22 protein-coding genes are annotated in these 21,726 nt (G+C 57.6%); 15 read left to right on the top strand and 7 right to left on the bottom strand.

The window, feature by feature from the left end; genetic code table 11:
• Positions 1–14: 14 nt before the first annotated feature.
• Positions 15–1,400 carry a cysteine--tRNA ligase gene (cysS, locus tag FNY10_RS01315; protein WP_100686606.1) on the bottom strand — a complete coding sequence of 462 codons (1,386 nt, stop codon included), beginning with the start codon at positions 1,398–1,400 and terminating at the stop codon, positions 15–17.
• 174 nt (positions 1,401–1,574) lie between these two features.
• Here cysS and ppiB point away from each other — a divergent pair, with 174 nt between their 5' ends.
• The 5 genes from ppiB to mnmH all read left to right on the top strand — a co-directional run bounded on the left by ppiB (position 1,575) and on the right by mnmH (position 5,791).
• Positions 1,575–2,069, top strand: a complete 495-nt coding sequence (gene ppiB, locus FNY10_RS01310) for a peptidylprolyl isomerase B (protein WP_100686607.1) — start codon at positions 1,575–1,577, stop codon at positions 2,067–2,069.
• 3 nt (positions 2,070–2,072) lie between these two features.
• Positions 2,073–2,795, top strand: coding sequence for a UDP-2,3-diacylglucosamine diphosphatase (gene lpxH / locus FNY10_RS01305; protein ID WP_160702119.1), 723 nt, complete (start codon positions 2,073–2,075; stop codon positions 2,793–2,795).
• A 119-nt stretch (positions 2,796–2,914) separates the two neighbouring features.
• The gene (gene purE, locus FNY10_RS01300; RefSeq protein ID WP_160702121.1) at positions 2,915–3,424 is read left to right on the top strand and encodes a 5-(carboxyamino)imidazole ribonucleotide mutase; all 510 of its coding nucleotides are present in this window, start codon (positions 2,915–2,917) and stop codon (positions 3,422–3,424) included.
• The gene (gene purK, locus FNY10_RS01295; protein WP_141965178.1) at positions 3,421–4,488 is read left to right on the top strand and encodes a 5-(carboxyamino)imidazole ribonucleotide synthase; all 1,068 of its coding nucleotides are present in this window, start codon (positions 3,421–3,423) and stop codon (positions 4,486–4,488) included. The genes purE and purK overlap by 4 nt, the downstream gene beginning before the upstream one ends.
• Positions 4,489–4,672: 184 nt before the next feature.
• Positions 4,673–5,791, top strand: coding sequence for a tRNA 2-selenouridine(34) synthase MnmH (gene mnmH / locus FNY10_RS01290; protein WP_160702122.1), 1,119 nt, complete (start codon positions 4,673–4,675; stop codon positions 5,789–5,791).
• A 75-nt stretch (positions 5,792–5,866) separates the two neighbouring features.
• On the opposite strand, the gene FNY10_RS01285 is transcribed toward mnmH, so the two are convergent.
• Positions 5,867–7,012 (bottom strand): porin, encoded by a 1,146-nt coding sequence (locus FNY10_RS01285; RefSeq protein ID WP_141965180.1) that lies wholly within the window; start codon positions 7,010–7,012, stop codon positions 5,867–5,869.
• Positions 7,013–7,221: 209 nt separating this feature from the next.
• Here FNY10_RS01285 and FNY10_RS01280 point away from each other — a divergent pair, with 209 nt between their 5' ends.
• Both FNY10_RS01280 and FNY10_RS01275 read left to right on the top strand, forming a co-directional pair.
• Positions 7,222–7,530 (top strand): monooxygenase, encoded by a 309-nt coding sequence (locus FNY10_RS01280; protein WP_141965181.1) that lies wholly within the window; start codon positions 7,222–7,224, stop codon positions 7,528–7,530.
• A 199-nt stretch (positions 7,531–7,729) separates the two neighbouring features.
• Positions 7,730–8,029: a hypothetical protein gene (locus tag FNY10_RS01275; RefSeq protein ID WP_160702124.1), complete on the top strand. Its 300-nt coding sequence runs from the start codon at positions 7,730–7,732 to the stop codon at positions 8,027–8,029.
• Between the two features lie 178 nt (positions 8,030–8,207).
• Here the strand turns inward: FNY10_RS01275 and ybbP are convergent, their stop codons facing one another.
• Together ybbP and ybbA are read right to left on the bottom strand one after the other, a co-directional pair.
• Entirely contained in the window at positions 8,208–10,622 is a 2,415-nt protein-coding gene (gene ybbP, locus FNY10_RS01270) for a putative ABC transporter permease subunit YbbP (protein ID WP_160702126.1), read from the bottom strand.
• On the bottom strand, positions 10,619–11,305 hold the full coding sequence (gene ybbA, locus FNY10_RS01265) for a putative ABC transporter ATP-binding protein YbbA (protein ID WP_131047539.1): 687 nt from the start codon (positions 11,303–11,305) through the stop codon (positions 10,619–10,621). Before ybbA ends, ybbP begins: the two co-directional genes overlap by 4 nt.
• Here ybbA and tesA point away from each other — a divergent pair.
• The 3 genes from tesA to FNY10_RS01250 are packed head-to-tail and all read left to right on the top strand — an operon-like array spanning position 11,273 to position 13,611.
• The gene (gene tesA, locus FNY10_RS01260; protein ID WP_131047538.1) at positions 11,273–11,899 is read left to right on the top strand and encodes a multifunctional acyl-CoA thioesterase I/protease I/lysophospholipase L1; all 627 of its coding nucleotides are present in this window, start codon (positions 11,273–11,275) and stop codon (positions 11,897–11,899) included. The genes ybbA and tesA overlap by 33 nt on opposite strands.
• The gene (locus tag FNY10_RS01255; RefSeq protein WP_160702128.1) at positions 11,889–12,698 is read left to right on the top strand and encodes an SDR family oxidoreductase; all 810 of its coding nucleotides are present in this window, start codon (positions 11,889–11,891) and stop codon (positions 12,696–12,698) included. Before tesA ends, FNY10_RS01255 begins: the two co-directional genes overlap by 11 nt.
• 58 nt (positions 12,699–12,756) lie before the next feature.
• Positions 12,757–13,611, top strand: coding sequence for a thioredoxin family protein (locus FNY10_RS01250; RefSeq protein ID WP_160702130.1), 855 nt, complete (start codon positions 12,757–12,759; stop codon positions 13,609–13,611).
• A 157-nt stretch (positions 13,612–13,768) separates the two neighbouring features.
• On the opposite strand, the gene fetB is transcribed toward FNY10_RS01250, so the two are convergent.
• Entirely contained in the window at positions 13,769–14,551 is a 783-nt protein-coding gene (gene fetB / locus FNY10_RS01245) for an iron efflux ABC transporter permease subunit FetB (protein ID WP_131047535.1), read from the bottom strand.
• Positions 14,538–15,215: an iron efflux ABC transporter ATP-binding subunit FetA gene (gene fetA / locus FNY10_RS01240; RefSeq protein WP_160702132.1), complete on the bottom strand. Its 678-nt coding sequence runs from the start codon at positions 15,213–15,215 to the stop codon at positions 14,538–14,540. The genes fetB and fetA overlap by 14 nt, the downstream gene beginning before the upstream one ends.
• A gap of 139 nt (positions 15,216–15,354) precedes the next feature.
• On the opposite strand from fetA, the gene FNY10_RS01235 reads away from it, so the two are divergent.
• Together FNY10_RS01235 and FNY10_RS01230 are read left to right on the top strand one after the other, a co-directional pair.
• Positions 15,355–16,272, top strand: coding sequence for an SPFH domain-containing protein (locus FNY10_RS01235; RefSeq protein WP_004858844.1), 918 nt, complete (start codon positions 15,355–15,357; stop codon positions 16,270–16,272).
• Entirely contained in the window at positions 16,269–16,733 is a 465-nt protein-coding gene (locus FNY10_RS01230; protein ID WP_131047533.1) for an NfeD family protein, read from the top strand. Before FNY10_RS01235 ends, FNY10_RS01230 begins: the two co-directional genes overlap by 4 nt.
• On the opposite strand, the gene cueR is transcribed toward FNY10_RS01230, so the two are convergent.
• Positions 16,730–17,140 carry a Cu(I)-responsive transcriptional regulator gene (gene cueR, locus FNY10_RS01225; RefSeq protein ID WP_131047532.1) on the bottom strand — a complete coding sequence of 137 codons (411 nt, stop codon included), beginning with the start codon at positions 17,138–17,140 and terminating at the stop codon, positions 16,730–16,732. The genes FNY10_RS01230 and cueR overlap by 4 nt on opposite strands.
• Before the next feature lie 285 nt (positions 17,141–17,425).
• Here cueR and FNY10_RS01220 point away from each other — a divergent pair, with 285 nt between their 5' ends.
• The 3 genes from FNY10_RS01220 to hutW are packed head-to-tail and all read left to right on the top strand — an operon-like array spanning position 17,426 to position 21,724.
• Positions 17,426–19,546 (top strand): TonB-dependent receptor, encoded by a 2,121-nt coding sequence (locus FNY10_RS01220; RefSeq protein ID WP_160702134.1) that lies wholly within the window; start codon positions 17,426–17,428, stop codon positions 19,544–19,546.
• 2 nt (positions 19,547–19,548) lie between these two features.
• A complete protein-coding gene (locus FNY10_RS01215; RefSeq protein WP_141965188.1) occupies positions 19,549–20,370 on the top strand; it encodes a heme/hemin ABC transporter substrate-binding protein in 822 nt (273 codons plus the stop codon).
• A 19-nt stretch (positions 20,371–20,389) separates the two neighbouring features.
• Positions 20,390–21,724, top strand: a complete 1,335-nt coding sequence (hutW, locus tag FNY10_RS01210; protein WP_160702136.1) for a heme anaerobic degradation radical SAM methyltransferase ChuW/HutW — start codon at positions 20,390–20,392, stop codon at positions 21,722–21,724.
• Positions 21,725–21,726: the final 2 nt, after the last annotated feature.

Below are 21,726 nucleotides of genomic sequence, written 5' to 3'. Positions count from 1 at the left end.
CGTTTTATTCTCGCTTACTTACGGCGCCAGGTGGTTCCCTGCGGTCCGTCCTCCAGCACGATCCCCATCTCATTGAGACGGTCACGCGCAGCATCCGCAGCGGCCCAGTCTTTCGCTTTACGCGCATCCAGACGCTGCTGAATCAGCTGCTCGATTTCCGCAACTTCGCCGTCGTCAGCCTGCGCGCCGCTTTGCAGGAAGACATCCGGCTCCTGCTCCAGCAGCCCCAGCACGCCGGAGAGCTTGCGCATATGTGCGGCCATGGCGTTAGCAGCAGCGACATCTTCCGTCTTCAGACGGTTCACTTCACGCGCCATATCGAACAGCACGGAATAGGCTTCCGGCGTGTTGAAATCGTCATCCATCGCTTCAATAAAGCGCGCTTCGAAGGCGTCGCCGCCGGCCGGCTCTGCCGATTTGTCGGTTCCGCGCAGCGCGGTATACAGACGCTCCAGCGCAGAACGCGCCTGCTTGAGATTTTCTTCGCTGTAGTTCAGCTGGCTACGATAGTGGCCGGACATCAGGAAGTAGCGAATGGTCTCCGCATCGTAGTACTTCAGTACGTCGCGCACGGTGAAGAAATTGCCCAGCGATTTTGACATTTTCTCACGGTCAACCATCACCATCCCGGAGTGCATCCAGTAGTTCACATACTCGCCATCGTGGGCGCAGGTAGACTGGGCGATTTCGTTTTCATGATGCGGGAACATCAGATCCGATCCGCCGCCGTGGATATCAAAATGGTTGCCCAGCTGTTTGCAGTTCATCGCCGAACATTCAATGTGCCAGCCAGGACGACCGTTACCCCACGGGGACGGCCAGCTCGGCTCGCCCGCTTTCGACATTTTCCACAGCACGAAATCCATCGGGTTGCGCTTGACGTCAACCACATCAACGCGCGCGCCGGCCTGCAACTGGTCGAGATCCTGGCGCGACAGCTGCCCGTAATTCGGATCGGTCGGTACCGAGAACATCACATCCCCGTTGTCCGCCACGTACGCATGGCCGCGCGCGATCAGTTGTTCGGTGATTTCAATAATCTCGGGAATATGGTGGGTAGCGCGAGGCTCCATATCCGGACGCAGAATATTCAGCGCATCGAAATCATTGTGCATTTCGGCAATCATGCGATCGACCAGCGCGACAAAGCTTTCGCCGTTCTCATTCGCACGCTTAATGATTTTATCGTCGATATCGGTAATGTTGCGGACGTACTTCAGCTTATAGCCGAGAAAACGCAGGTAGCGGGCGACCACGTCAAAAGAGACGAAAGTACGGCCATGGCCGATATGACAGAGATCGTAAACGGTAATTCCACACACGTACATGCCCACTTCCCCGGCATGGATAGGTTTAAACTCTTCTTTTTGGCGCGTCAGGGTATTAAAAATTTTTAACATCGAAGATTCCGTGTAGACGTGTGTGAATATTAAGTCGCGTATTCTAACCTTAATTCAACCCCGAAGCAGCACACAATGCAAGGTGATCGAACCCGGCGGTTATGCTATAACAGCCCCCTATGTCACGCCCAACGTTGGGTTTAAGCACCACAATCATCGGAACAGGATGCAAAAATGGTTACTTTCCACACTAATCATGGCGATATCGTCATCAAAACCTTTGACGACAAAGCGCCGGAAACAGTTAAAAACTTCCTGGATTACTGCCGCGAAGGTTTCTACAACAACACCATTTTCCACCGTGTTATCAACGGTTTTATGATCCAGGGCGGCGGCTTTGAGCCGGGCATGGCGCAGAAAACCACCAAATCCCCGATCCAGAACGAAGCTAACAACGGTCTGAAAAACACCCGCGGTACTCTGGCCATGGCCCGTACTCAGGCACCTCACTCCGCCACCGCGCAATTCTTTATTAACGTTGTCGATAACGACTTCCTGAACTTCTCTGGTGAAAACCTGCAGGGCTGGGGCTACTGCGTATTTGCCGAAGTGGTTGAAGGTTTAGACGTGGTCGACAAAATCAAAGCGGTGGCTACCGGCCGCAGCGGCATGCATCAGGATGTGCCGAAAGAAGATGTTGTGATCACAAGCGTCACCGTCAGCGAGTAATTCGTGGCGACACTGTTTATTGCGGATTTACATCTGCAAACAGAAGAACCGGCGATCACCGCCGGTTTTCTGCGCTTTTTAGCCGGCGAAGCCCGCGAGGCGGATGCGCTGTATATCCTTGGCGACCTGTTTGAAGCCTGGATTGGCGATGACGATCCGAACCCGCTGCATCAGCAAATCGCCTCGGCAATCAACGCATTAACGCAATCAGGCGTGCCCTGCTATTTTGTTCACGGCAACCGCGACTTTCTCGTTGGCCAGCGCTTCGCACGCGTCTGCGGGATGACGCTGCTGGCGGAAGAAAAAGTGCTCGACCTGTACGGTCGTCGGGTCCTGATTATGCACGGCGATACGCTCTGCACCGACGATCCGGGCTATCTGGCTTTTCGCGCCAAAGTCCATACTCCGTGGATTCAGCGTCTGTTCCTTGCCCTGCCGCTGTTTATTCGCCGCCGCATCGCCGCCAGAATGCGCGCCGACAGCAAAGCGGCCAACAGCAGCAAGTCGCTGGAAATTATGGATGTCAATCCGCAGGCCGTGGTCGAGGCGCTGGAAAGGAATCAGGTACAGTGGTTGATTCACGGCCACACGCATCGCCCTGACGTCCACCCGTTAGAGGCCAACGGCAAGCCGGCGTTTCGCGTGGTCCTCGGCGCCTGGCACAGCGAAGGGTCGATGGTCAAAGTCAGCAAAGACGACGTTGAACTGATCTCCTTCCCGTTTTAATTTCCCGCGCATTTTCCCCCCATCACCGGTGACGCAACCGTTTTCCTTGCCGAAAGATCATGTTATTCTCTGTGGCCTCTAAAGCAGTGTGAAGCACACCCACAGGAGTTTTAAGACGCATGTCTTCCCGCAATAATTCGGCGCGTATCGCCATCGTGATGGGGTCCAAAAGCGACTGGGCTACCATGCAATTTACCGCAGAAATCCTTGATGCCCTGAACGTTCCGTACCATGTTGAAGTGGTCTCTGCACACCGGACGCCCGATAAGCTGTTTAGCTTTGCCGAAGGCGCGGAAGGCAACGGTTACCAGGTGATTATTGCCGGTGCGGGCGGCGCGGCGCATCTGCCGGGCATGATTGCGGCGAAAACCCTGGTGCCGGTGTTAGGTGTGCCGGTCCAAAGCGCGGCGTTAAGCGGCGTAGACAGTCTCTACTCTATTGTTCAGATGCCGCGCGGAATTCCCGTCGGTACGCTGGCCATCGGCAAAGCCGGCGCCGCCAACGCGGCCCTGCTGGCGGCGCAGATTCTGGCGGTGCACGACGCTGAGCTGCATCAGCGCCTGAGCGCCTGGCGTCAGGCCCAGACCGATGAGGTGCTGGAGAATCCGGACCCACGGGGTGCGGCATGAAACAGGTTTGCATCCTTGGCAACGGCCAGCTAGGCCGGATGCTACGTCAGGCCGGGGAACCGCTGGGCATCGCCGTCTGGCCAGTCGGCCTGGAAGCCGATCCTGAAGCGGTGCCGTTTCAGCAAAGCGTGATCACTGCCGAAATCGAACGCTGGCCGGAAACGGCGCTCACACGTGAACTGGCGCGCCACCCGGCGTTTGTTAACCGCGATGTATTCCCGATCATTGCCGACCGTCTGACGCAAAAACAGCTGTTTGATAAGCTCGGGCTCGCCACCGCGCCGTGGCAGTTGCTGGCAGATAAAAACGAGTGGCCGGCGGTATTCGCACGTCTGGGCGAGCTGGCTATCGTTAAGCGTCGCGTGGGTGGTTACGACGGTCGCGGCCAGTGGCGACTGCGCGAAAACGACATTGCGCAGTTGCCGGAAGAGAACTATGGCGAATGCATCGTTGAGCAAGGCATCAACTTTTCCGCCGAAGTGTCGCTGGTTGGCGCCCGCGCGCAGGATGGCAGCACGGTGTTCTACCCGCTCACCCGCAACCTGCACCAGGAGGGCATTCTGCGTACCAGCGTCGCCTTCCCGCAGGCCAATGCCCGCCAGCAGGACCAGGCGGAAAGCATGCTTTCCGCCATTATGCACGAGCTGAACTACGTGGGCGTGATGGCGATGGAGTGTTTTGTCACCGCTGATGGCCTGCTGATTAACGAGCTGGCGCCGCGCGTGCACAACAGCGGTCACTGGACCCAGAACGGGGCCTCGATCAGCCAGTTCGAACTGCATCTGCGGGCGATTACCGGCCTGCCGCTGCCGCCGCCGGTCGTGAACAGCCCTTCGGTGATGATCAACCTGATCGGTACCGATCTCAACTACGACTGGCTGAAGCTGCCGCTGGTGCATCTGCACTGGTACGACAAAGAGGTGCGTCCGGGACGCAAAGTGGGTCACCTTAACCTGACCGACAGCGATACCGACCGCCTGAGCGCCACGCTGGAAGCCTTAAAACCTATCCTGCCGCCAGAGTACGCCAGCGGTATCTTCTGGGCGCAATCCCAGCTGGCGTAATCCTCTGACCCATTCGGGCGGCCAGCGCATCCGCCGCCCGTTCGCCCGCATGAAAACGGCTATTTGCCGGGGAATTGATCTTCGCCCTTCCCCGGCAGAGATTATGGCGCGTAGAATCCCCTCCTTGCTTTAACGATTTTCTTATTTAAAAGACGCTGTCAGTTTGACTTCAGAAGGATGAGCCATGAAAAATGGGACGGATTACCGCACCATTCTCACGGCGGACACGCCAATCATTGACGTCCGCGCCCCGATCGAATTCCGCCAAAGCGCACTTCCCGCGGCACTGAATCTGCCGCTGATGAACGACGCCGAACGTGCCGCCGTCGGCACCTGCTATAAACGCCATGGCGCGGACGCGGCCTTAGAGCTGGGCCATCGGTTAGTCAACGGCGAGGTGCGGGAAAAGCGTATCGCCGCATGGCGCGACGCCTGCTTACGTTATCCGCAGGGCTATCTGTGCTGCGCCCGCGGCGGCCAGCGCTCGCACATCGTACAGCAGTGGCTACATGAAGCCGGCATCGAGTACCCGCTGATCGTCGGCGGCTACAAGGCACTGCGCCAGGTCGCCATCCAACTCACCGAAGAGCTGGTCCAACGGCCGATCGTGCTGATCGGCGGCTGTACCGGCAACGGCAAGACCCAGCTGGTCTGCTCCCGCCCCGACGGTATCGATCTTGAGGGGCTCGCCCACCATCGCGGCTCGTCGTTCGGCCGCACCTTGCGTGAACAGCATGCCCAGGCAACGTTTGAAAACCACCTGGCCGTGGCAATGTTGAAAAAAGCCGGGCAGCATCGTCGCTGGGTGCTGGAAGATGAAGGGCATATGATAGGCGCCAACCACCTGCCGGAATGCCTGCGTGAGCGTATGGCGCAATCGCCGCTGGCGGTAGTCGAAGACCCGTTTGAGATTCGCCTTGAGCGCCTGCGGGAAGAGTATTTTGACCGTATGCACCGTGATTTTATTAATGCTTACGGTGAAGAGGAAGGCTGGCAGGCGTACAGTGAATATCTGCATCACGGCCTGTTCGCCATTCGCCGTCGCCTGGGGTTACAGCGTTTTGCCCGGCTTACCGCCCTGCTTGACGGGGCGCTGGCTGCGCAGCGGCGAGGCGCCGCTACCGATGCCCATTTTGCCTGGCTGGTCCCGCTGTTGCAAGAGTACTACGACCCGATGTATCGCTATCAGCTGAACAAAAAAGCGGAAAAAATTATCTTCCGCGGCAGCTGGAATGACGTCGCCTCATGGCTGGAGAAGTCATTCAACACCCTACCGCCCCGGCTTGCGGCGTCAACGCCTTAGCCGGGCTACGCGACTACACAACGGCACGGACCTGTCGCCCCGGTAAGCGCAGCGCCACCGGGGAGCCGTTCCCGCTTAGAAGTCGTAGCGCAGACGCACCAGGTTCATATCTCCCAGGTTGTCGGTGCTGGACGTAAAGACGTGCTCATAATCAACGCGGAAGCCGTAATCCAGCTGGAAGCTGATCCCCAGGCCGTTATCAATTCGCTGATAATTGCGGCCATTGACGTACTCCAGGCGGTCCCCCATAAAGTACGGCTGAATCGTTTTCACCGCGTACTGACCAATCGGGAAGGTATAGCCGGCAAAGTACTCAATCCCCCAGGCATCGCCGGCGAAATAGTCATGAACATCGGTTTTTTTGGTGGTCAAAAAGTTCTGATACCAACCGCCGCCGAAGGAGAAGGTCCAGTTATCCGGCTTCCAGCTCAGCGCCGTACCGAGGATATTCTGATCATAGGTTTTATTGTCTGATGATGACGGGTTACGCATCTCAGCACGGGTGTAGTTCCACGCGGTCCCCCAGGTCAGATCTTTGGTGATGTGATAATCCGCGCCCACGGAGCCACCGCCTTTACGCTTATAGCGCAGGCCATTGCCCGGCAGATATTCATTATCTTCAAACAAATAAGAGGCATAGAGGTCAACATCACCCGCCGTTTTCTTATATTTCAACATATTACGGGAACGGTACGAACCATCGTAGTCGCCGTTGATACCGTTACCCGGCGCCTGGGCTATCATGTCGTAATCCCAGATATCGGTTTTCACCCCGACCACGTCGTAGTAAATACTGTTTTGCTGGCCGTAAGTTAATGTTCCCCAGGTGTCGCTCTTCAGCCCGGTGTATAACATACGACGGGTGGTATTATTAGCGCCTTCCGCATAGTGGTTGTCCCAGTCAAACAGCGCCGGAATATTGACCCCCAGCTCGTAATAGCTGATCCAGCTAATATCATCAAACAGATAATAATCAGCGGCGAAGCGGAAACGGGTCCCGCCATCAAAACCATTGCGCTTATAAGAGCCTTTATCGCCGTCGCCGGTCATCATGTTGAACTGCGGACGAATACTCCCACCGACGGTAAAGTTGAGGCGGCTCAGCGGATCTCCGGCCTGCGGGTCCTGTTTCAGTAACGTAATCTCCGCCTGGGAGGCGAAAGAAGTTAACGCCAGAGCTGCGCCGATCGTCATTGCCAGCGCTTTTATTTTATGTGCCATGCTTTTTCCTTGAGTAATAAGCAACCTTATAGTTTCCAGTTGAATATTAACCGTGATTTGGCATGACGTGTTGTTGGGTTTTTAATGTTTAGTGCGGTTTAAAATCAGTAAGTTACCATTTTGTGCCGTTAAAAAATCAACGATTATCATTTCATCGTTCGGTCATTAAAATGACGTATTACCGCTCAAATATCATCCATGGAGGAATCATGTCGAAAAAACTACTGCAGTTGCACTTTGCCTTTAACGGCCCCTTCGGCAGCGAGATGTCCCGCCAGCTCGGGGAGCTGGCCGAGTCCATCAATCAGGAGCCAGGGTTTATCTGGAAGGTATGGACTGAAAGCGAAAAGAACCACGAGGCGGGCGGGATCTACCTTTTCGAAGATGAAGACACCGCCCTCGCTTACCTCAAGAAGCATACCGCGCGCCTGAAATCACTCGGCGTGGATGACGTTATCTGCAAAGTTTTCGACGTCAATGAACCGCTCACTGCGCTGAACCTTGGTCATCTGCAATAGCATTCCTTTAGCGACGGCGCTCGTATTTTTGCCGGGTGACGGCTGGCGCCTTACCCGGCCTACGCCCTTTGCATCGTGAGAAGTGCCCGCATTTTGCCGGGGGGCGGCTGACGCCTTACCCGGCCTACGCCCTTTGCCATCGCGAGAAGTGCCCGCATTTTGCCGGGTAGCGGCTGACGCCTTACCCGGCCTACGCCCTTTGCATCGTGAGAAGTGCCCGCATTTTGCCGGGTGGCGGCTGACGCCTTACCCGGCCTACGCCCTTTGCCATCGCGGGAAGTGCCCACATTTTGCCGGGTGGCGGCTGGCGCCTTACCCGGCCAACTCCCTTTGCCATCGCGAGAAGTGCCCGCATTTTGCCGGGTGGCGACTGGTGCCTTACCCGGCCTGCGCCCTTTGCCATCGTGAGAAGTGCCCGCATTTTGCCGGGTGGCGACTGGTGCCTTACCCGGCCTGCGCCCTTTGCCATCGTGAGAAGTGCCCGCATTTTGCCGGGTGACGGCTGGCGCCTTACCCGACCTGCGCCCTTTGCCATCGCGGGAAGTGCCCACATTTTGCCGGGTGGCGGCTGACGCCTTACCCGGCCTGCGGCGCCAATATATCAACAGCCTGCGTTTCCCGTAGGCCCGGGCAAGCGCAGCGCCGCCGGGCGTTTACCCGATGACGCCCCGGTTCAATCACTGACTAAACTGGCGAAACAGCGCCTTGCCTTTTAACAGACGCAATCCCAGCCAGCCGCCGCATAATGACAACAGCAGCGCGCCGCACAGCGGCAGCATCACCCACAGTCGCCAGTCCGGCGCCCACGGAAAATCAAACACTTTGGTTTGCAGCATCGCCAGCGCAACCTCCGCGCCGATGGCCGCGACGATGCCGGAGACCACGCCCAGCAGCGCAAACTCCGCCCACAGCGTGGTACGCAGCAGCGACTTGCCGGCCCCCAGCGTGCGCCAGACCACCAGCTCCTGATAGCGCTGGCGCATACCGACCTGGACCTGCGCCAGCAGCAGTAAAATACCACACGCGGTCACCAGCACCACCATCACTTCCAGCGCCCGACTGACCTGCGTCAACACCTGGCCCACCTGGCGGAGAATCGCGCCAATATCCAGCAGGCTGACGGTGGGGAACTCGCGGTTAAGCTGCGTCAACAGCGTATTGCCGTTATCCCAGCGGAAGCTGGTCAACCAGCTCTGCGGCTGCCCGTCAAGCGCAGCCGGCGGGAAGATAAAGAAGAAGTTTGGCCGCAGGCTCTCCCAGTCCACCCTGCGTACGCTGGTGACCGTCGCGCTGAATTCCTGCGTATCGCCGGTGAAGGTCACGCTATCGCCGGATTTGATTCCCAGCCGCTGCGCCAGTCCCTCCTCGATGGACACTTCTCCGGCCTTAGGCGGCCAGCTACCGGCCACCAGCGGATTATGATCCGGCCGCTCGCTGCGCCAGGTCAGATTCAGTTCCCGGTTCAACGCTTCGTCTTTATTGCTCTCCGCCGCCTGTCCGTTAATTTGCGTCAGGCGGGCGCGGACAATCGGGTAAAACTCGGTTGCCGTAACATGGTGCCCGGCAAGGAACGTTTTCACCGCCGCCACCTGCTCCGGCGCAATGTTGATCAAGAAGTAATTGGGGCTTTCCGGCGGCAACTGCTGCTGCCAGCGATCCAGCAGATCGCCGCGCAGCACCAGCAGCAACGCCAGCAGCATAAACGACAGCGAAAACGCCGCCAGTTGACTCAGGGCTGACCACGGCTGGCGCAGCAGACGGTTCACCGCCAGACGCAACGGTAGCGCTTTCAGCGTCAACCGCTTCAGCAGCCACAGCAGCCCCCAGCCCAACACGCCGCACAGCAGCGCCAGCACCACGGCACCGGCCAGCACCGCCCATAGCAGCGGACTTCCACCCATCAGCCAGGCCAGCAGCATCACCACCATCGCAGACACCAGCGGAATATAGACTTTTAGCGGCCAGACGTTGGCAACGACATCCCGACGCAGAACCCGCAGCGGCAGCGTTGCCAGCAGCAGGCGATAAGGTCGTAACCCCACCAGCAGCGAAATCACCACCATCGCGCCGATCGCCCACAGCCACGGCCAGCCGCTGGCCGGCGGTAAGGCCACCGGTAGCACCGGTTTCAGCATCAGCAATAAAATCTGCTCTAGCCCTGCCCCCATCGCGCCGCCAGCCACCTCCGCCAGCGCCAGTAGCATCAACCACTGGCCGACAATAAGCTTACGCAGCTGCGCGCGTCCGGCGCCAAGGGTTTTGAGGATCGCCACCAGATCGTAGCGGCTACGGCAGTAATGGCTCATCGCCACCGCCACTGCGGCAACCGCCAGCAACAGCGTGAGCAGCGCGGACAGCAGTAAAAACTGCTGCGAGCGCTCCAGTGATTTGCCCAAGGCGCTGTCGTCCTGCTGCAGGCCGATCCAGCGATGTTCAGACCCCAGCTTTGGCAGGAGCCACTTTTCATAGTCCGCCAGTTGCTGCGGGGTTCCGGCAAACTTATAGCGCCACGAGACACGACTGCCGGGCTGTACCGCGCCGGTTTTCGCCACGTCGGCGGTATTCATCATTAGCCGGGGAGCCATCTGGAAGGGGTTGAACCCGGCATCCGGCTCTTGTACCACCTCGCCAGCAATGCGCAGCGTGGCATCGCCGACATCAAGGGTATCGCCAGTTTTTAAGTTCAGCAGCGCCATCAGGCGCGGTGCCAGCAGCACGCTGCCGGCCTGGGGTTTGAGGCCCGGCGGCTGCGTCTCCAGTTGACCGTAGAGCGGATAGCTATCGTCGACCGCCTTCACATCCGCCAGCTGCGGCGTATCGCCAGCAAAGGTCATGGTGGCGAAACTCAGCTGCTCTCCGACGGTGAGCCCGAGCCTGCGCGCCTCGTCAATCCACTCCGCAGGCACCTCGCGCGAGCTGCGCAGCGTCCGATCCCCGGCCATAAATTCGCGGCTCTGCTGGCTGAGTCCCTTTTCCATCCGGTCGCCGATCGACCCCAGCGCCAGCACGCAGGCCACCGCCAGGCTCAGCGCCATCCAGACAATCAGCAGCGAGGGCGAGCGCCATTCGCGCCAGAACCAGCGGGCAATCATGCTTCCTCCCGCAGTTGGCCGTCCACCAGACGCAGCCGTCGGTCGCAGCGCGCCGCCAGCAGCGGATCGTGGGTCACCAGGATCAGCGTGGTACCATGCTCTCGATTAAGGGAGAACAGCAGATCGGCAATTTTGTCGCCGGTATGGCGATCAAGATTACCGGTAGGCTCATCGGCAAACAGCAGCTCGGGCCGCCCGTTAAACGCGCGGGCGAGCGCTACCCGCTGCTGCTCGCCGCCGGAAAGCTGCGCCGGCAGATGATGGAGGCGTTTCCCCAGCCCCAGTTGTTCCAGCAATGCCCGGGCGCTGCCACGACTTTGGTTATCGCTCTCCCCCCGGAGCAACGCCGGAAGCTCGACGTTTTCCAGAGCGTTAAGCGTTGGAATCAGCATAAATGACTGAAAGACAAAGCCGACGTGTTTAGCGCGCAGCCGCGCCCTCGCCTCTTCATCCATCGTATGCAGCGGCTGGCCAAGTAGAGAGACCTCGCCGCCGCTGCCGTCGTCCAGCCCGGCAAGTATCGCCAGCAACGTGGATTTCCCCGAACCCGACTCGCCAATCAGGGCGATGGTCTGCGCCGGTTTGACAACCAGCTCAACTCCGGTAAGGATGGAAAGCTGATGCTCTCCCTGACCGACGGACTTCTTAAGATGATGAACTTCAAGTATGTTTTCCGCTGGCATTTGCCTTTCCTGTTTCTGATTTTTTTTGCCTGCCGCGCCATCGCCGCCGACACGCTATTAGTTCTTGGCGATAGCCTGAGCGCCGGTTATCGCATGGCCGCCAGCGCCGCCTGGCCTGCGCTACTCAACGATAAGTGGCAGGCCACCACGCCGGTCATCAACGCCAGCATCAGCGGCGACACCTCGCAGCAAGGGCTGGCAAGACTCCCGGCGTTGCTCAAACAGCATCAGCCGCGCTGGGTGCTGGTCGAGCTGGGAGGCAACGACGGGCTGCGCGGCTTCCCGCCGCAGCAGACGGAGCAGACTCTGCGTACGGTGATTCAGGATATCAAAGCCGCTAACGCCCAGCCGTTATTGATGCAAATTCGCCTGCCCGCAAACTATGGCCGTCGTTATAATGAAGCCTTTAGCGCCCTGTATCCGGCTCTGGCGAAAGAGTTCGATATTCCTCTGCTGCCCTTTTTTATGGAAGAGGTCTATCTGAAGCCCCAGTGGATGCAGGATGATGGCATCCATCCCAATCGTGATGCCCAGCCCTTTATTGCCGACTGGATGGCAACCCGGCTGGCTCCCTTAGTTAATCATGACTCCTGATCTTCAGGCGTCGCTTGCAGGTAAAGTTATGCAAAAATCGGTTTTAGTAACAGGCTGTTCCAGCGGTATTGGTCTTGAAAGCGCCCTCGATTTAAAACGCCAGGGCTTTAACGTCCTGGCCGCCTGCCGTAAAGCGGACGACGTGGCGCGGATGCAGGAGCTCGGGCTGACCGGTATTTTGCTGGACCTCGACGACCCGCAAAGCGTTGAACGCGCCGCCGCGGAGGTCATCGCCTTGACCAATAATCGCCTGTACGGGCTGTTTAATAATGCCGGATACGGCGTCTATGGCCCGCTCACCACCATTAGCCGTCAGCAGATGGAGGCGCAGTTTTCCGCCAACTTTTTCGGCGCACACCAGCTGACGATGTTACTTCTGCCGGCGATGGAGCCGCACGGCGAAGGGCGTATCGTGATGACCTCCTCGGTCATGGGGATCATCTCCAGCCCCGGTCGCGGCGCCTACGCCGCCAGCAAATATGCGCTGGAAGCCTGGTCCGATGCGCTGCGTATGGAACTACGCTATAGCGGCATCAAGGTCAGCCTGATTGAGCCCGGTCCCATCACCACCCGTTTTACTACCAATGTCAACCAGACCCAACGCGATAAGCCGGTGGAGAACCCCGGTATCGCCGCGCGCTTTACCCTCGGCCCGGAAGCGGTGGTGGAAAAAGTGCGCCATGCTTTTACCAGCGACAAACCGCAATTGCGCTATCCGGTGACGTTTGTCACCCACGCCGTGGCGCTGCTCAAACGCCTGCTGCCGACGCGACTGATGGACAAAATTATCCAGGGCTGAGTTGAAGCTCCGGCTGTCGCCCCCATGTATACCCAAAATCGACTAAAGAGATGCGCTCATGTCAGTACAGAATGTTATCAATATTACCGAAGCTAACCTGCACCAGACGCTGGAGCAATCCGTTACCGCGCCGGTGCTGTTTTATTTCTGGTCAGCGCGCAGCCAGCACTGCGAGCAGCTGACGCCGGTTCTGGAAGGGCTGGCTGCGCAATACAACGGACAGTTTACGCTGGCGAAAGTGGACTGCGACGCTGAGCAGATGCTTGCCTCACAGTTTGGCCTGCGCTCTATCCCGACGGTTTATCTGTTCCAGAACGGCCAGCCGGTAGACGGCTTTGAAGGCCCGCAGCCGGAATCAGCCATCCGTGCGCTGCTGGATAAAGTCCTGCCCCGCGAAGAAGAGCTGAAAGCTCAGCAGGCGCTGGCGCTGATGCAAGAAGAAAACTATCTTGAGGCGCTGCCGCTGCTGAAAGACGCGTGGCAATTGTCGAACCAGGAGAGCCAGATTGGCCTGCTGCTGGCGGAAACGCTGATCGCGCTACAGCGTTCCGACGAAGCCGAAGCGGTGCTGAAAACCGTTCCGTTGCAGGATCAGGATACCCGCTATCAGGGGCTGGTCGCGCAGATTGAGCTGCTGAAACAGGCGGCGGATACGCCGGAAATTCAACAGCTGCAGCAGCAGGTTGAGCAGCATCCGGAAGACGCCGCGCTGGCCGCTCAGCTCGCGCTACAGTTGCATCAGGTTGGCCGCAATGAAGAAGCGCTGGCGCTGCTGTTCAGCCACCTGCAGAAAGATTTAGCCGCCGGCGACGGCCAGATACGCAAGATGTTGCAGGAGATCCTTGCCGCACTCGGTACCGGCGATGCCTTAGCGGCGAAGTACCGCCGCCAGCTCTATTCACTGCTGTACTAATCCTCTTATCCGCGTCAATCCCCCCGGTCGCGCTACGCTTACCGGGGCTACGGGCCGATGGCTCGCGCTGCGCTTAGCCGGGCTACGGACTCACCATCGTCTGCGGGCCGGTAGCCCTGTAGCCCGGATAAGGCGTCAGCCGCAATCCGGGGGCAGCTTACGCACGCTTTTTCAACGATGTCACCACCAGTTGATGGCGGGTGTTAAAGAACTTCCGGTAGGTCAGATAGCCGGCGATGATCGTCGACAGGCTGGCGGTGGACAGCAGCATAAACGTCACCATAATCTGATACTTAATGGCCTTCACCGGATCAATCCCGGCGAAAATCAGCCCTGACATCATGCCGGGCAAACTCACCAGCCCCACCGTTTTAGCCGAATCAATGGTCGGGATCAGCGATGCGCGAATACTGTCGCGAATTAACCCGGCGACCGCCATTTTCGGCGTGGCGCCCAGGCTGAGCTTCTCCTGAATTTGCTGCTGCTCGCTGTTGAAGCGCTGTCCCATATTGTTGTAGCACAGCCCAACCGCCACCATTGCGTTCCCGGCCACCATCCCGGCTATCGGGATCACCTGCATCGGCACAAAAGCAATGGAGCCGGAGAAGACCAGCACCGCCAGCGTCAGCCCGGCGCCGGTGGTAATAGCAATAAATGACGACAGGAAGGCCTTATCAATATATTTGCTGCGCTTTTGCGCATTCCATGCCGCGTTAAAGCAAATAAACAGCACCATGAGCAGCGTCAGCAGCGCGTGATTGACGTTGAAGATATATTTCAGGACGTAGCCGACAATAATCAGCTGCACCACCGCCCGACAGATACTCCAGACGATATCTTTTTCCAGCGCCAGTTTTTCCCGGTAGCTCACAATAATTGCCACCAGCACCAGCACCATCGAAAGCGCCAGCGATTCGTTGGTAATATTATGCCCGTTCATGAGACACCTCCTGAGCGCTGCCGCCAGCGGGCTGCAACGTAATCACCTCATCAGCATGGGCAATTTCATTACGATCGTGGGTGACCCACAGCACCGCAATATTTTTTTCCGTCACATAACGATGAATAATATCGTTGACGTTGTGTTTATTACTTTCGTCCAGCGCGCTGGTAATTTCATCGAGCAACAAGACCTGGGGCAAAAATTGCAAATTACGGATCAGCGAAACCCGCTGTTTTTCGCCACCGGAAAGCTCATTGATTGATTTTTCCAGCGTATTTTCCGCAAGGCCAAAGCGCTGTAAATCAGCGACCAGCGCCTTAGGATCCGGCTGCTGACGGCGAATCTGCCAGGGAAAAATCAGATTGTCATAGACCGAGTCGCCAAACAGCGCCGGGGTCTGCGCGCAGTAGGAGACCTGCTGGCGATAGGTTTCCGGCGACAGCGTCGTAATATCGCGATCGGCAAAAAAAATCTGCCCGGAGGTGGCGCTCAACAGCGAGGCGATAATTTTCAACAAGGTGCTTTTCCCGCAGCCGGAAGGTCCGGTAATCAGCTTAAATTCCCCGGCGCGCAGCTGGAGGTTTATATTATTAAGAATGACCGTCTCGTCGACCTGAAAGCCAACATTCTCAAGACGCAAAATAGCGTTATTTTCCTTCATTATTGTTCCACTTTTTTCCTACAACCCTGCTAGTTTACTCTAGTTTCCTTTCGCCTGGATGAGGAGAAAGATATACTTAATTTAAACTTGCGTCATTTTTTCTGGCGCCTCATCAGGCAATAAAACAGGAGGTTTTTTGATGCTGATCTTTATCCCCGTACTCATTTTCGTCGCGCTGGTTGTGGTCATGGCCGGCGTCAAAATCGTCCCCCAGGGCTTCCAGTGGACCGTTGAGCGTTTCGGCCGCTACACCATGACGCTACAGCCGGGTTTAAGCCTGGTGGTGCCCTTTATGGATCGGATTGGCCGTAAGATTAATATGATGGAGCAGGTGCTTGATATTCCCTCCCAGGAGGTTATTTCACGCGATAACGCCAACGTCACCATTGATGCGGTGTGCTTTATTCAGGTCATTGATGCGCCAAAAGCGGCTTATGAGGTCAGCAATTTACAGCAGGCGATTGTTAACCTGACGATGACCAACATTCGTACCGTTCTTGGCTCGATGGAACTTGACGAAATGCTCTCTCAGCGCGACAGCATTAATACCCGCCTGCTGCATATTGTCGACGAAGCAACGAACCCGTGGGGCGTCAAAATTACCCGCGTTGAAATTCGCGACGTGCGTCCGCCGGCTGAACTGATTGCCTCGATGAACGCTCAGATGAAAGCCGAACGAACCAAACGCGCCTATATTCTTGAAGCCGAAGGGATACGCCAGGCCGAAATCCTCAAAGCCGAAGGCGAAAAGCAGTCGCAGATCCTGAAAGCGGAAGGGGAACGCCAGTCGGCATTCTTGCAGGCCGAAGCCCGCGAACGTTCGGCGGAAGCGGAAGCCCGCGCGACGCAGATGGTCTCGTCCGCGATCGCCTCCGGCGATATTCAGGCGATTAACTACTTTGTGGCCCAGAAATACACCGATGCGCTGCAGAAAATTGGTTCCGCCAATAACAGCAAAGTGGTGATGATGCCGCTCGATGCCAGCAGCCTGATGGGCTCCATCGCCGGTATCAGCGAACTGATTAAAGAAGGCTCAGGCGAACGGAAAAAATCATGATCGCGCTCATTCTCGCCCATCCGCATATTTTCTGGCTGAGCCTCGGCGGGCTGCTGCTGGCCGCTGAAATGCTGGGCGGCAACGGCTATCTGCTGTGGAGCGGCATCGCCGGCGTGGTCACCGGGCTTCTCGCCTGGGGACTGCCCTTCGGCTGGGAGTGGCAAGGCACGCTGTTCGCCGCACTGACCTTGCTGGCCGCCTGGCTGTGGTCACACTGGCTGCGCAGGCAGGTCGCGCGCCAGAAACCGGCCGACGCGCAGCTCAACCAGCGCGGCAAGCAGCTGGTCGGTCGCGTCTTTATGCTGGAAAGCCCGCTGATCAACGGCCATGGTCACGTGCGCGTCGGCGACAGCTGGTGGCCGGTGGTCGCCGATGAGGACCTCGGCGCAGGCAGCCACGTTGAGGTACTGGCCGTCGAAGGTATTACGCTACGCGTGCGGGCCTCCGCGCTGCGCCGCTAAGCCCGCGTCTTGCGGTGACAGCAGCCGGAAAGGTTGTCGATAATTGGACAATCGGCGCCGTCATCGCCGGGACAGGATTCCGCCAGCGCCAGCAGATGCCTGCGCATATTTTGCAACTCGCTGATATGGCGCTCAATATCCGCCACTTTATCCAGCGTTCTGCGCTTAACGTCCGCACTGTGCCGCGACGGATCGTTAAACAGAAAAATCAGTTCGCGGCACTCCTCCAGATTAAAGCCGACCTGCCGCGCCTGGCGCAGTAAGGTCAGTTCATCGAGGTGCCGTTGACTGTAGCTGCGATAGCCGTTTTCGCTGCGCAGCGGCGGCGTGACCAGTCCCTTCTCCTCATAAAAGCGAATCGCTTTACTGGTTAAGCCGGTTTTTTTTGCCACATCGCTGATATTCATTTTTCCTCCACCCTGCTGCATCCTCTGATCTCTATTGTAGGACTAATCTCGCCAACCCCCACTATTTCCTTGATGAATGAATATAAGTCATATATTTCATCATGTTAATGTTTCCTCCGCTCCACCCTGACGCGATATTCATCACAAAAAATAACTTACCTCGCGTGAGAAATTGACCCACATCAAAGGTGCATTCTGTTTACCCCTTAATGACTGGACGCACAGTTGATAAAACCCCATAAACGCGAATGCGATTAATTATCATTACAATTAAGGGTTACTTTGATGATGCCAAGGACACACCTGGGAAGCCTGTGGCTCTCCCCTCTCTCGTTATTTGTTGCCGCTACCGTTGCGGCGGCAAGCCCGACCTCCTCAGTGCAAAATACCGGCGAAGAGACGCTGGTCATTACCGCTAATCGTGCAGAATCCAGCCTCTGGGAAAGCCCGGCGACGATCCAGGTGATTGACCGGGCCACGCTGGATAAATCAACCAGCGTTTCAATCGCCGACGATCTGCAGGATATTCCCGGGGTTGAGGTGACCGACAACGCGCTGGCCGGTCGCAAGCAAATTCGTATTCGCGGCGAAGCCTCTTCCCGGGTGTTGATTTTGATCGACGGTCAGGTTGTCAGCTACCAGCGCGCCGGGCAGAACTACGGCGCCGGGCTGCTGATTGACGAATCGGCTCTCGAGCGTATCGAGGTGGTAAAAGGCCCATACTCGGTTCTTTACGGCTCACAGGCCATTGGCGGCGTCGTCAACTTCATCACCAAAAAAGGCGGAGATAAGCCGCTCGCAGGCAGTATCAAAGCCGTCTATAACTCGGCCACCGCTGGCTGGGAAGAGTCTGCCGCCACCTGGGGCAGCATCGACAGCTTTGACTATCGTATCAACGGCAGCTACTCCGATCAGGGCGATCGCGACACCCCTGACGGCAGGTTGCCCGATACCCACTTTCACAATAACGCTCAGGGCGTCTGGCTGGGCTACCATCTCGATCGCCATCAGTTCGGCCTGTCGCTCGATCGCTACAAAACCGCGACGCAAACCTGGCTTAGCGACGCCGATAACCAGTATGACGAATTCAGCGTCCGCATCCCGAAACTGGAGCGCGAAAAGGTCGGGGTATTCTATGACTATGCTGCCGACGGCGATTACCTGAAAAAAATTCATTTCGACGCTTATACCCAGACCATCGAGCGTAAATTTGAAAACCGGGTCAAGACCACCCAGCCGATTCCCAGCCCGCTAATCCAGGCCCTGACGGTCAGTAATCAGACCCATACCCAGGATAAGCAGTACACTCAGGGTGTCACGTTACAGAGCAACTTCTCGCTGCCGGCGAACAACGAGCTGGTTCTCGGCACCCAGTATCAGCATGACAAGGTGAAGCAGGACTCCAGCAGCAGCACGCGCCAGACTGCTGCCACTGGCTTCTTCGATACCCAGACCCATACCTTGTCGCATATTGAAGCCCAGCAGAGTAACACCTCATTATTTGCGCAAAACGACTGGCATTTCGCCGACGACTGGACATGGACCGTCGGCGCGCGTCAGTACTGGCTCTCCTCGCGACTCGATCGTAGCGACAGGATCAGACAGTCCTCCGCTGGAAAATCAGCACATGACGATGAGTTCGTCACCTCCACCAGCCTGCGCTATTCCGGTTTTAAAGATATTGAACTGCGCGCCGCCTATGCGCAGGGGTATGTCTTCCCGACGCTGACCCAGCTGTTTATGCAGACGTCTGCTGGCGGCGGCGTGACCTACGGCAACCCCAATCTGCAAGCGGAACACTCCAGTAACTATGAGCTGGGCGCCCGGTATAAAGGGAATATGTGGCTGATTGACGGGGCGATTTACTACTCCGAAGCCAAAGACTATATCGCCAGTCTGGCCTGCTCAGGAAACGCGATCTGTAACGGCAACAGTAGCTCCTCACGCGGTGAATATTACTACTACGACAATATTGACCGCGCCAAAACCTGGGGCATGGAGCTGACAGCGGAATACAACGGGTGGGCCGTATCCCCCTATCTGAGCGGCAATATTATTCGTCGTCAGTACCAGGGCGAGGCCCTTAAAACCTGGGATACCGGTGAACCGACGCTGACGGGACGAGCAGGCCTGAAACATACGCTGCTGCTGAATGCAGTCAACGTTTCTTCCGATCTCTTCGTTCGCGCCGCCTCCAGTGCCAAAGATAACACCGGCAGTAAGGAGATTAACTATCCGGGCTGGGCCACCCTTAACCTCGCCCTCACGACCGAGTTTGGCCCGCAGGATCAGTATCAGGTCAACCTGGCGCTCAATAACCTGACCGACAAGCGCTACCAGACCGCCCATGAAACGATTCCTGCCGCAGGTTTTAACGCCGCGGTGGGCTTCGCATGGAATTTCTGACGATGAAGGGACTTATCGCAGCCTTACTGGCTCTCGCCTGCGTCTGTAGTGCACAGGCCGAACGGCTGGTCGTCGCGGGAGGTTCGCTGACCGAAATTATCTTCGCGATGGGAGCTGGCAACCGCGTGGTCGGAGTAGATGAAACCACCTCTTATCCGCCGGAAACCGCCGCGCTGGCGCATATCGGCTACTGGAAGCAGCTCAGTAGTGAAGGCATTTTGTCCCTGCGCCCGGAGCGCTTTATCACCTGGCAGGATGCCGGGCCGCAAATCGTTCTCGACCAGCTACGCGCGCAACAGGTCAACGTCGTCACTTTGCCGCGCGTACCGGCTACGGTGGAACAGATGTACGCCAATATTCGCGAGCTGGCAAAAACGCTACAGGCACAGGAACAAGGCGAAGCGCTGGTGAACCGTATCCAGCAGCGCCTGGAACGCGTCCAGCGCAGCGTGGCGGCGAGAAGCGCGCCGGTCAAAGCGCTGTTTATTCTCTCCGCTGGCAGCAGCGCGCCGCAGGTCGCCGGCAAAGGCAGCGTCGCAGACGCCATTCTGGCCCTGGCAGGTGCCCGGAATGTGGCGACGCACAGGCAGTACAAAAGCTATAGCGCGGAATCGCTGATTGCGGCCAATCCACAGGTGATTGTCGTGACTTCGCAAATGGTCGATGGCGATCTTAATCGTCTGCGCACGATAGTTGGTCTAACCCACACCGCCGCCTGGAAAAATCAGCGCATTGTCATCGTCGATCAAGCGCTGATCCTCGGCATGGGCCCTCGCGTCGCTGACGCGGTTGAGTCCCTGCACCAGCAATTTTGGCCTCAATAGATGGATTTAATATAGACGTATGAATACTCACAACGCGCTGGATCTCACCCCGCATTTTGCGCTGGAGGGCAACCAGCCATTTAAAGATCGTCGCGCCACCATGCCGTGGCGTGGCGTGATCCCCATAGCAAAAGAGCTGCTGTCTCAAACCTGGCAAGAGGTCATCAGCCAGAGCGTGCCCCATCGTAAAAGACTGGTGTACTTACACATTCCCTTTTGCGCCACCCACTGTACGTTCTGCGGTTTTTATCAAAACCGTTTTGCGGAGGATCATTGCGCCCGCTATACCGATGCTCTGCTGCGGGAAATCGCCATGGAAGCCGACAGCGCGCTGCATCAGTCGGCCCCCATCCATGCGGTTTACTTCGGCGGCGGTACGCCGTCTGCGCTGTCGGCGCGGGATCTGGCGAGAATCGTCACCGCGCTACGTGAACAGCTGCCGCTGGCACCGGATTGTGAAATCACGATTGAAGGCCGGGTGCTTAACTTTGACGCGAACCGGATTGACGCCTGTCTGGATGCCGGCGCCAATCGCTTTTCCATCGGCATTCAGTCCTTCAACAGCAAGATCCGTAAGAAGATGGCCCGCACCTCCGACGGCCCTACGGCGGTAGACTTTATGCAGAGACTGCTGAAACGCGATCGCGCCGCCGTGGTGTGCGATCTGCTATTCGGCCTGCCCGGCCAGAATGCGGCACTGTGGGGAGAAGATCTGGCGATCGCCAGCGATATTGGTCTCGACGGCGTCGATCTCTATGCCCTCAATGTGATCCCTCATACGCCGCTGGGCAAAGCCGTGGAAAACGGCCGAACCGTGGTCCCTTCTCCGACCGAGCGTCGCGACCTTTATCTTCAGGGCTGTGATTTCATGGACGATGCAGGCTGGCGCTGCATCAGCAATAGCCACTGGGCGCGCACTACGCGCGAACGCAACCTTTACAACCTGTTGATTAAACAGGGTGCCGACTGTCTGGCATTTGGCTCCGGCGCGGGCGGTTCGGCCAACGGCTACTCGTGGATGGTCGAACGTAATCTCGCGGCCTGGCATGAATCCATCGCCGCCGGGGAAAAACCGCTGATGATGATGCGGACCGCCGAGCGCAGTTACCAGTGGCGTCACACCCTACAGGCGGGCATTGAAACGGCGCGCATCCCATTGGCTGAACTGACGCCCCATGCCGAAAAGTTAGCCCCTTTACTGAGCCAATGGCACCGAGCGGGACTCACCCGCGACGCCTCTACCTGCCTACGTCTGACCAACGAGGGTCGTTTCTGGGCAAGCAATATTTTGCAGTCTCTTGATGAACTGATTCAGGAACTTAATGCGCCGCGTATTGCGGTCGGGAAACCCTAACA

Origin of the sequence: Klebsiella sp. Lac1 (assembly GCF_009825425.1) — a bacterium.
In the GTDB taxonomy this organism is placed as follows: domain Bacteria; phylum Pseudomonadota; class Gammaproteobacteria; order Enterobacterales; family Enterobacteriaceae; genus Klebsiella; species Klebsiella electrica.
The sequence above is the reverse complement of the archived record's forward strand: the minus strand, read 5'-3'. Positions and strand labels throughout refer to the sequence as shown.

Excerpts from the sequence above, each read along its gene's own strand:
- cysS (WP_100686606.1), bottom strand. The coding sequence starts at position 1,400 with ATGTTAAAAATTTTTAATACCCTGACGCGCCAAAAAGAAGAGTTTAAA.
- ppiB (WP_100686607.1), top strand. The coding sequence starts at position 1,575 with ATGGTTACTTTCCACACTAATCATGGCGATATCGTCATCAAAACCTTT.
- purE (WP_160702121.1), top strand. The coding sequence starts at position 2,915 with ATGTCTTCCCGCAATAATTCGGCGCGTATCGCCATCGTGATGGGGTCC.
- purK (WP_141965178.1), top strand. The coding sequence starts at position 3,421 with ATGAAACAGGTTTGCATCCTTGGCAACGGCCAGCTAGGCCGGATGCTA.
- mnmH (WP_160702122.1), top strand. The coding sequence starts at position 4,673 with ATGAAAAATGGGACGGATTACCGCACCATTCTCACGGCGGACACGCCA.
- FNY10_RS01285 (WP_141965180.1), bottom strand. The coding sequence starts at position 7,012 with ATGGCACATAAAATAAAAGCGCTGGCAATGACGATCGGCGCAGCTCTG.
- FNY10_RS01280 (WP_141965181.1), top strand. The coding sequence starts at position 7,222 with ATGTCGAAAAAACTACTGCAGTTGCACTTTGCCTTTAACGGCCCCTTC.
- ybbP (WP_160702126.1), bottom strand. The coding sequence starts at position 10,622 with ATGATTGCCCGCTGGTTCTGGCGCGAATGGCGCTCGCCCTCGCTGCTG.
- tesA (WP_131047538.1), top strand. The coding sequence starts at position 11,273 with ATGATGAACTTCAAGTATGTTTTCCGCTGGCATTTGCCTTTCCTGTTT.
- ybbA (WP_131047539.1), bottom strand. The coding sequence starts at position 11,305 with ATGCCAGCGGAAAACATACTTGAAGTTCATCATCTTAAGAAGTCCGTC.
- FNY10_RS01255 (WP_160702128.1), top strand. The coding sequence starts at position 11,889 with ATGACTCCTGATCTTCAGGCGTCGCTTGCAGGTAAAGTTATGCAAAAA.
- FNY10_RS01250 (WP_160702130.1), top strand. The coding sequence starts at position 12,757 with ATGTCAGTACAGAATGTTATCAATATTACCGAAGCTAACCTGCACCAG.
- fetB (WP_131047535.1), bottom strand. The coding sequence starts at position 14,551 with ATGAACGGGCATAATATTACCAACGAATCGCTGGCGCTTTCGATGGTG.
- fetA (WP_160702132.1), bottom strand. The coding sequence starts at position 15,215 with ATGAAGGAAAATAACGCTATTTTGCGTCTTGAGAATGTTGGCTTTCAG.
- FNY10_RS01235 (WP_004858844.1), top strand. The coding sequence starts at position 15,355 with ATGCTGATCTTTATCCCCGTACTCATTTTCGTCGCGCTGGTTGTGGTC.
- FNY10_RS01230 (WP_131047533.1), top strand. The coding sequence starts at position 16,269 with ATGATCGCGCTCATTCTCGCCCATCCGCATATTTTCTGGCTGAGCCTC.
- cueR (WP_131047532.1), bottom strand. The coding sequence starts at position 17,140 with ATGAATATCAGCGATGTGGCAAAAAAAACCGGCTTAACCAGTAAAGCG.
- FNY10_RS01220 (WP_160702134.1), top strand. The coding sequence starts at position 17,426 with ATGATGCCAAGGACACACCTGGGAAGCCTGTGGCTCTCCCCTCTCTCG.
- FNY10_RS01215 (WP_141965188.1), top strand. The coding sequence starts at position 19,549 with ATGAAGGGACTTATCGCAGCCTTACTGGCTCTCGCCTGCGTCTGTAGT.
- hutW (WP_160702136.1), top strand. The coding sequence starts at position 20,390 with ATGAATACTCACAACGCGCTGGATCTCACCCCGCATTTTGCGCTGGAG.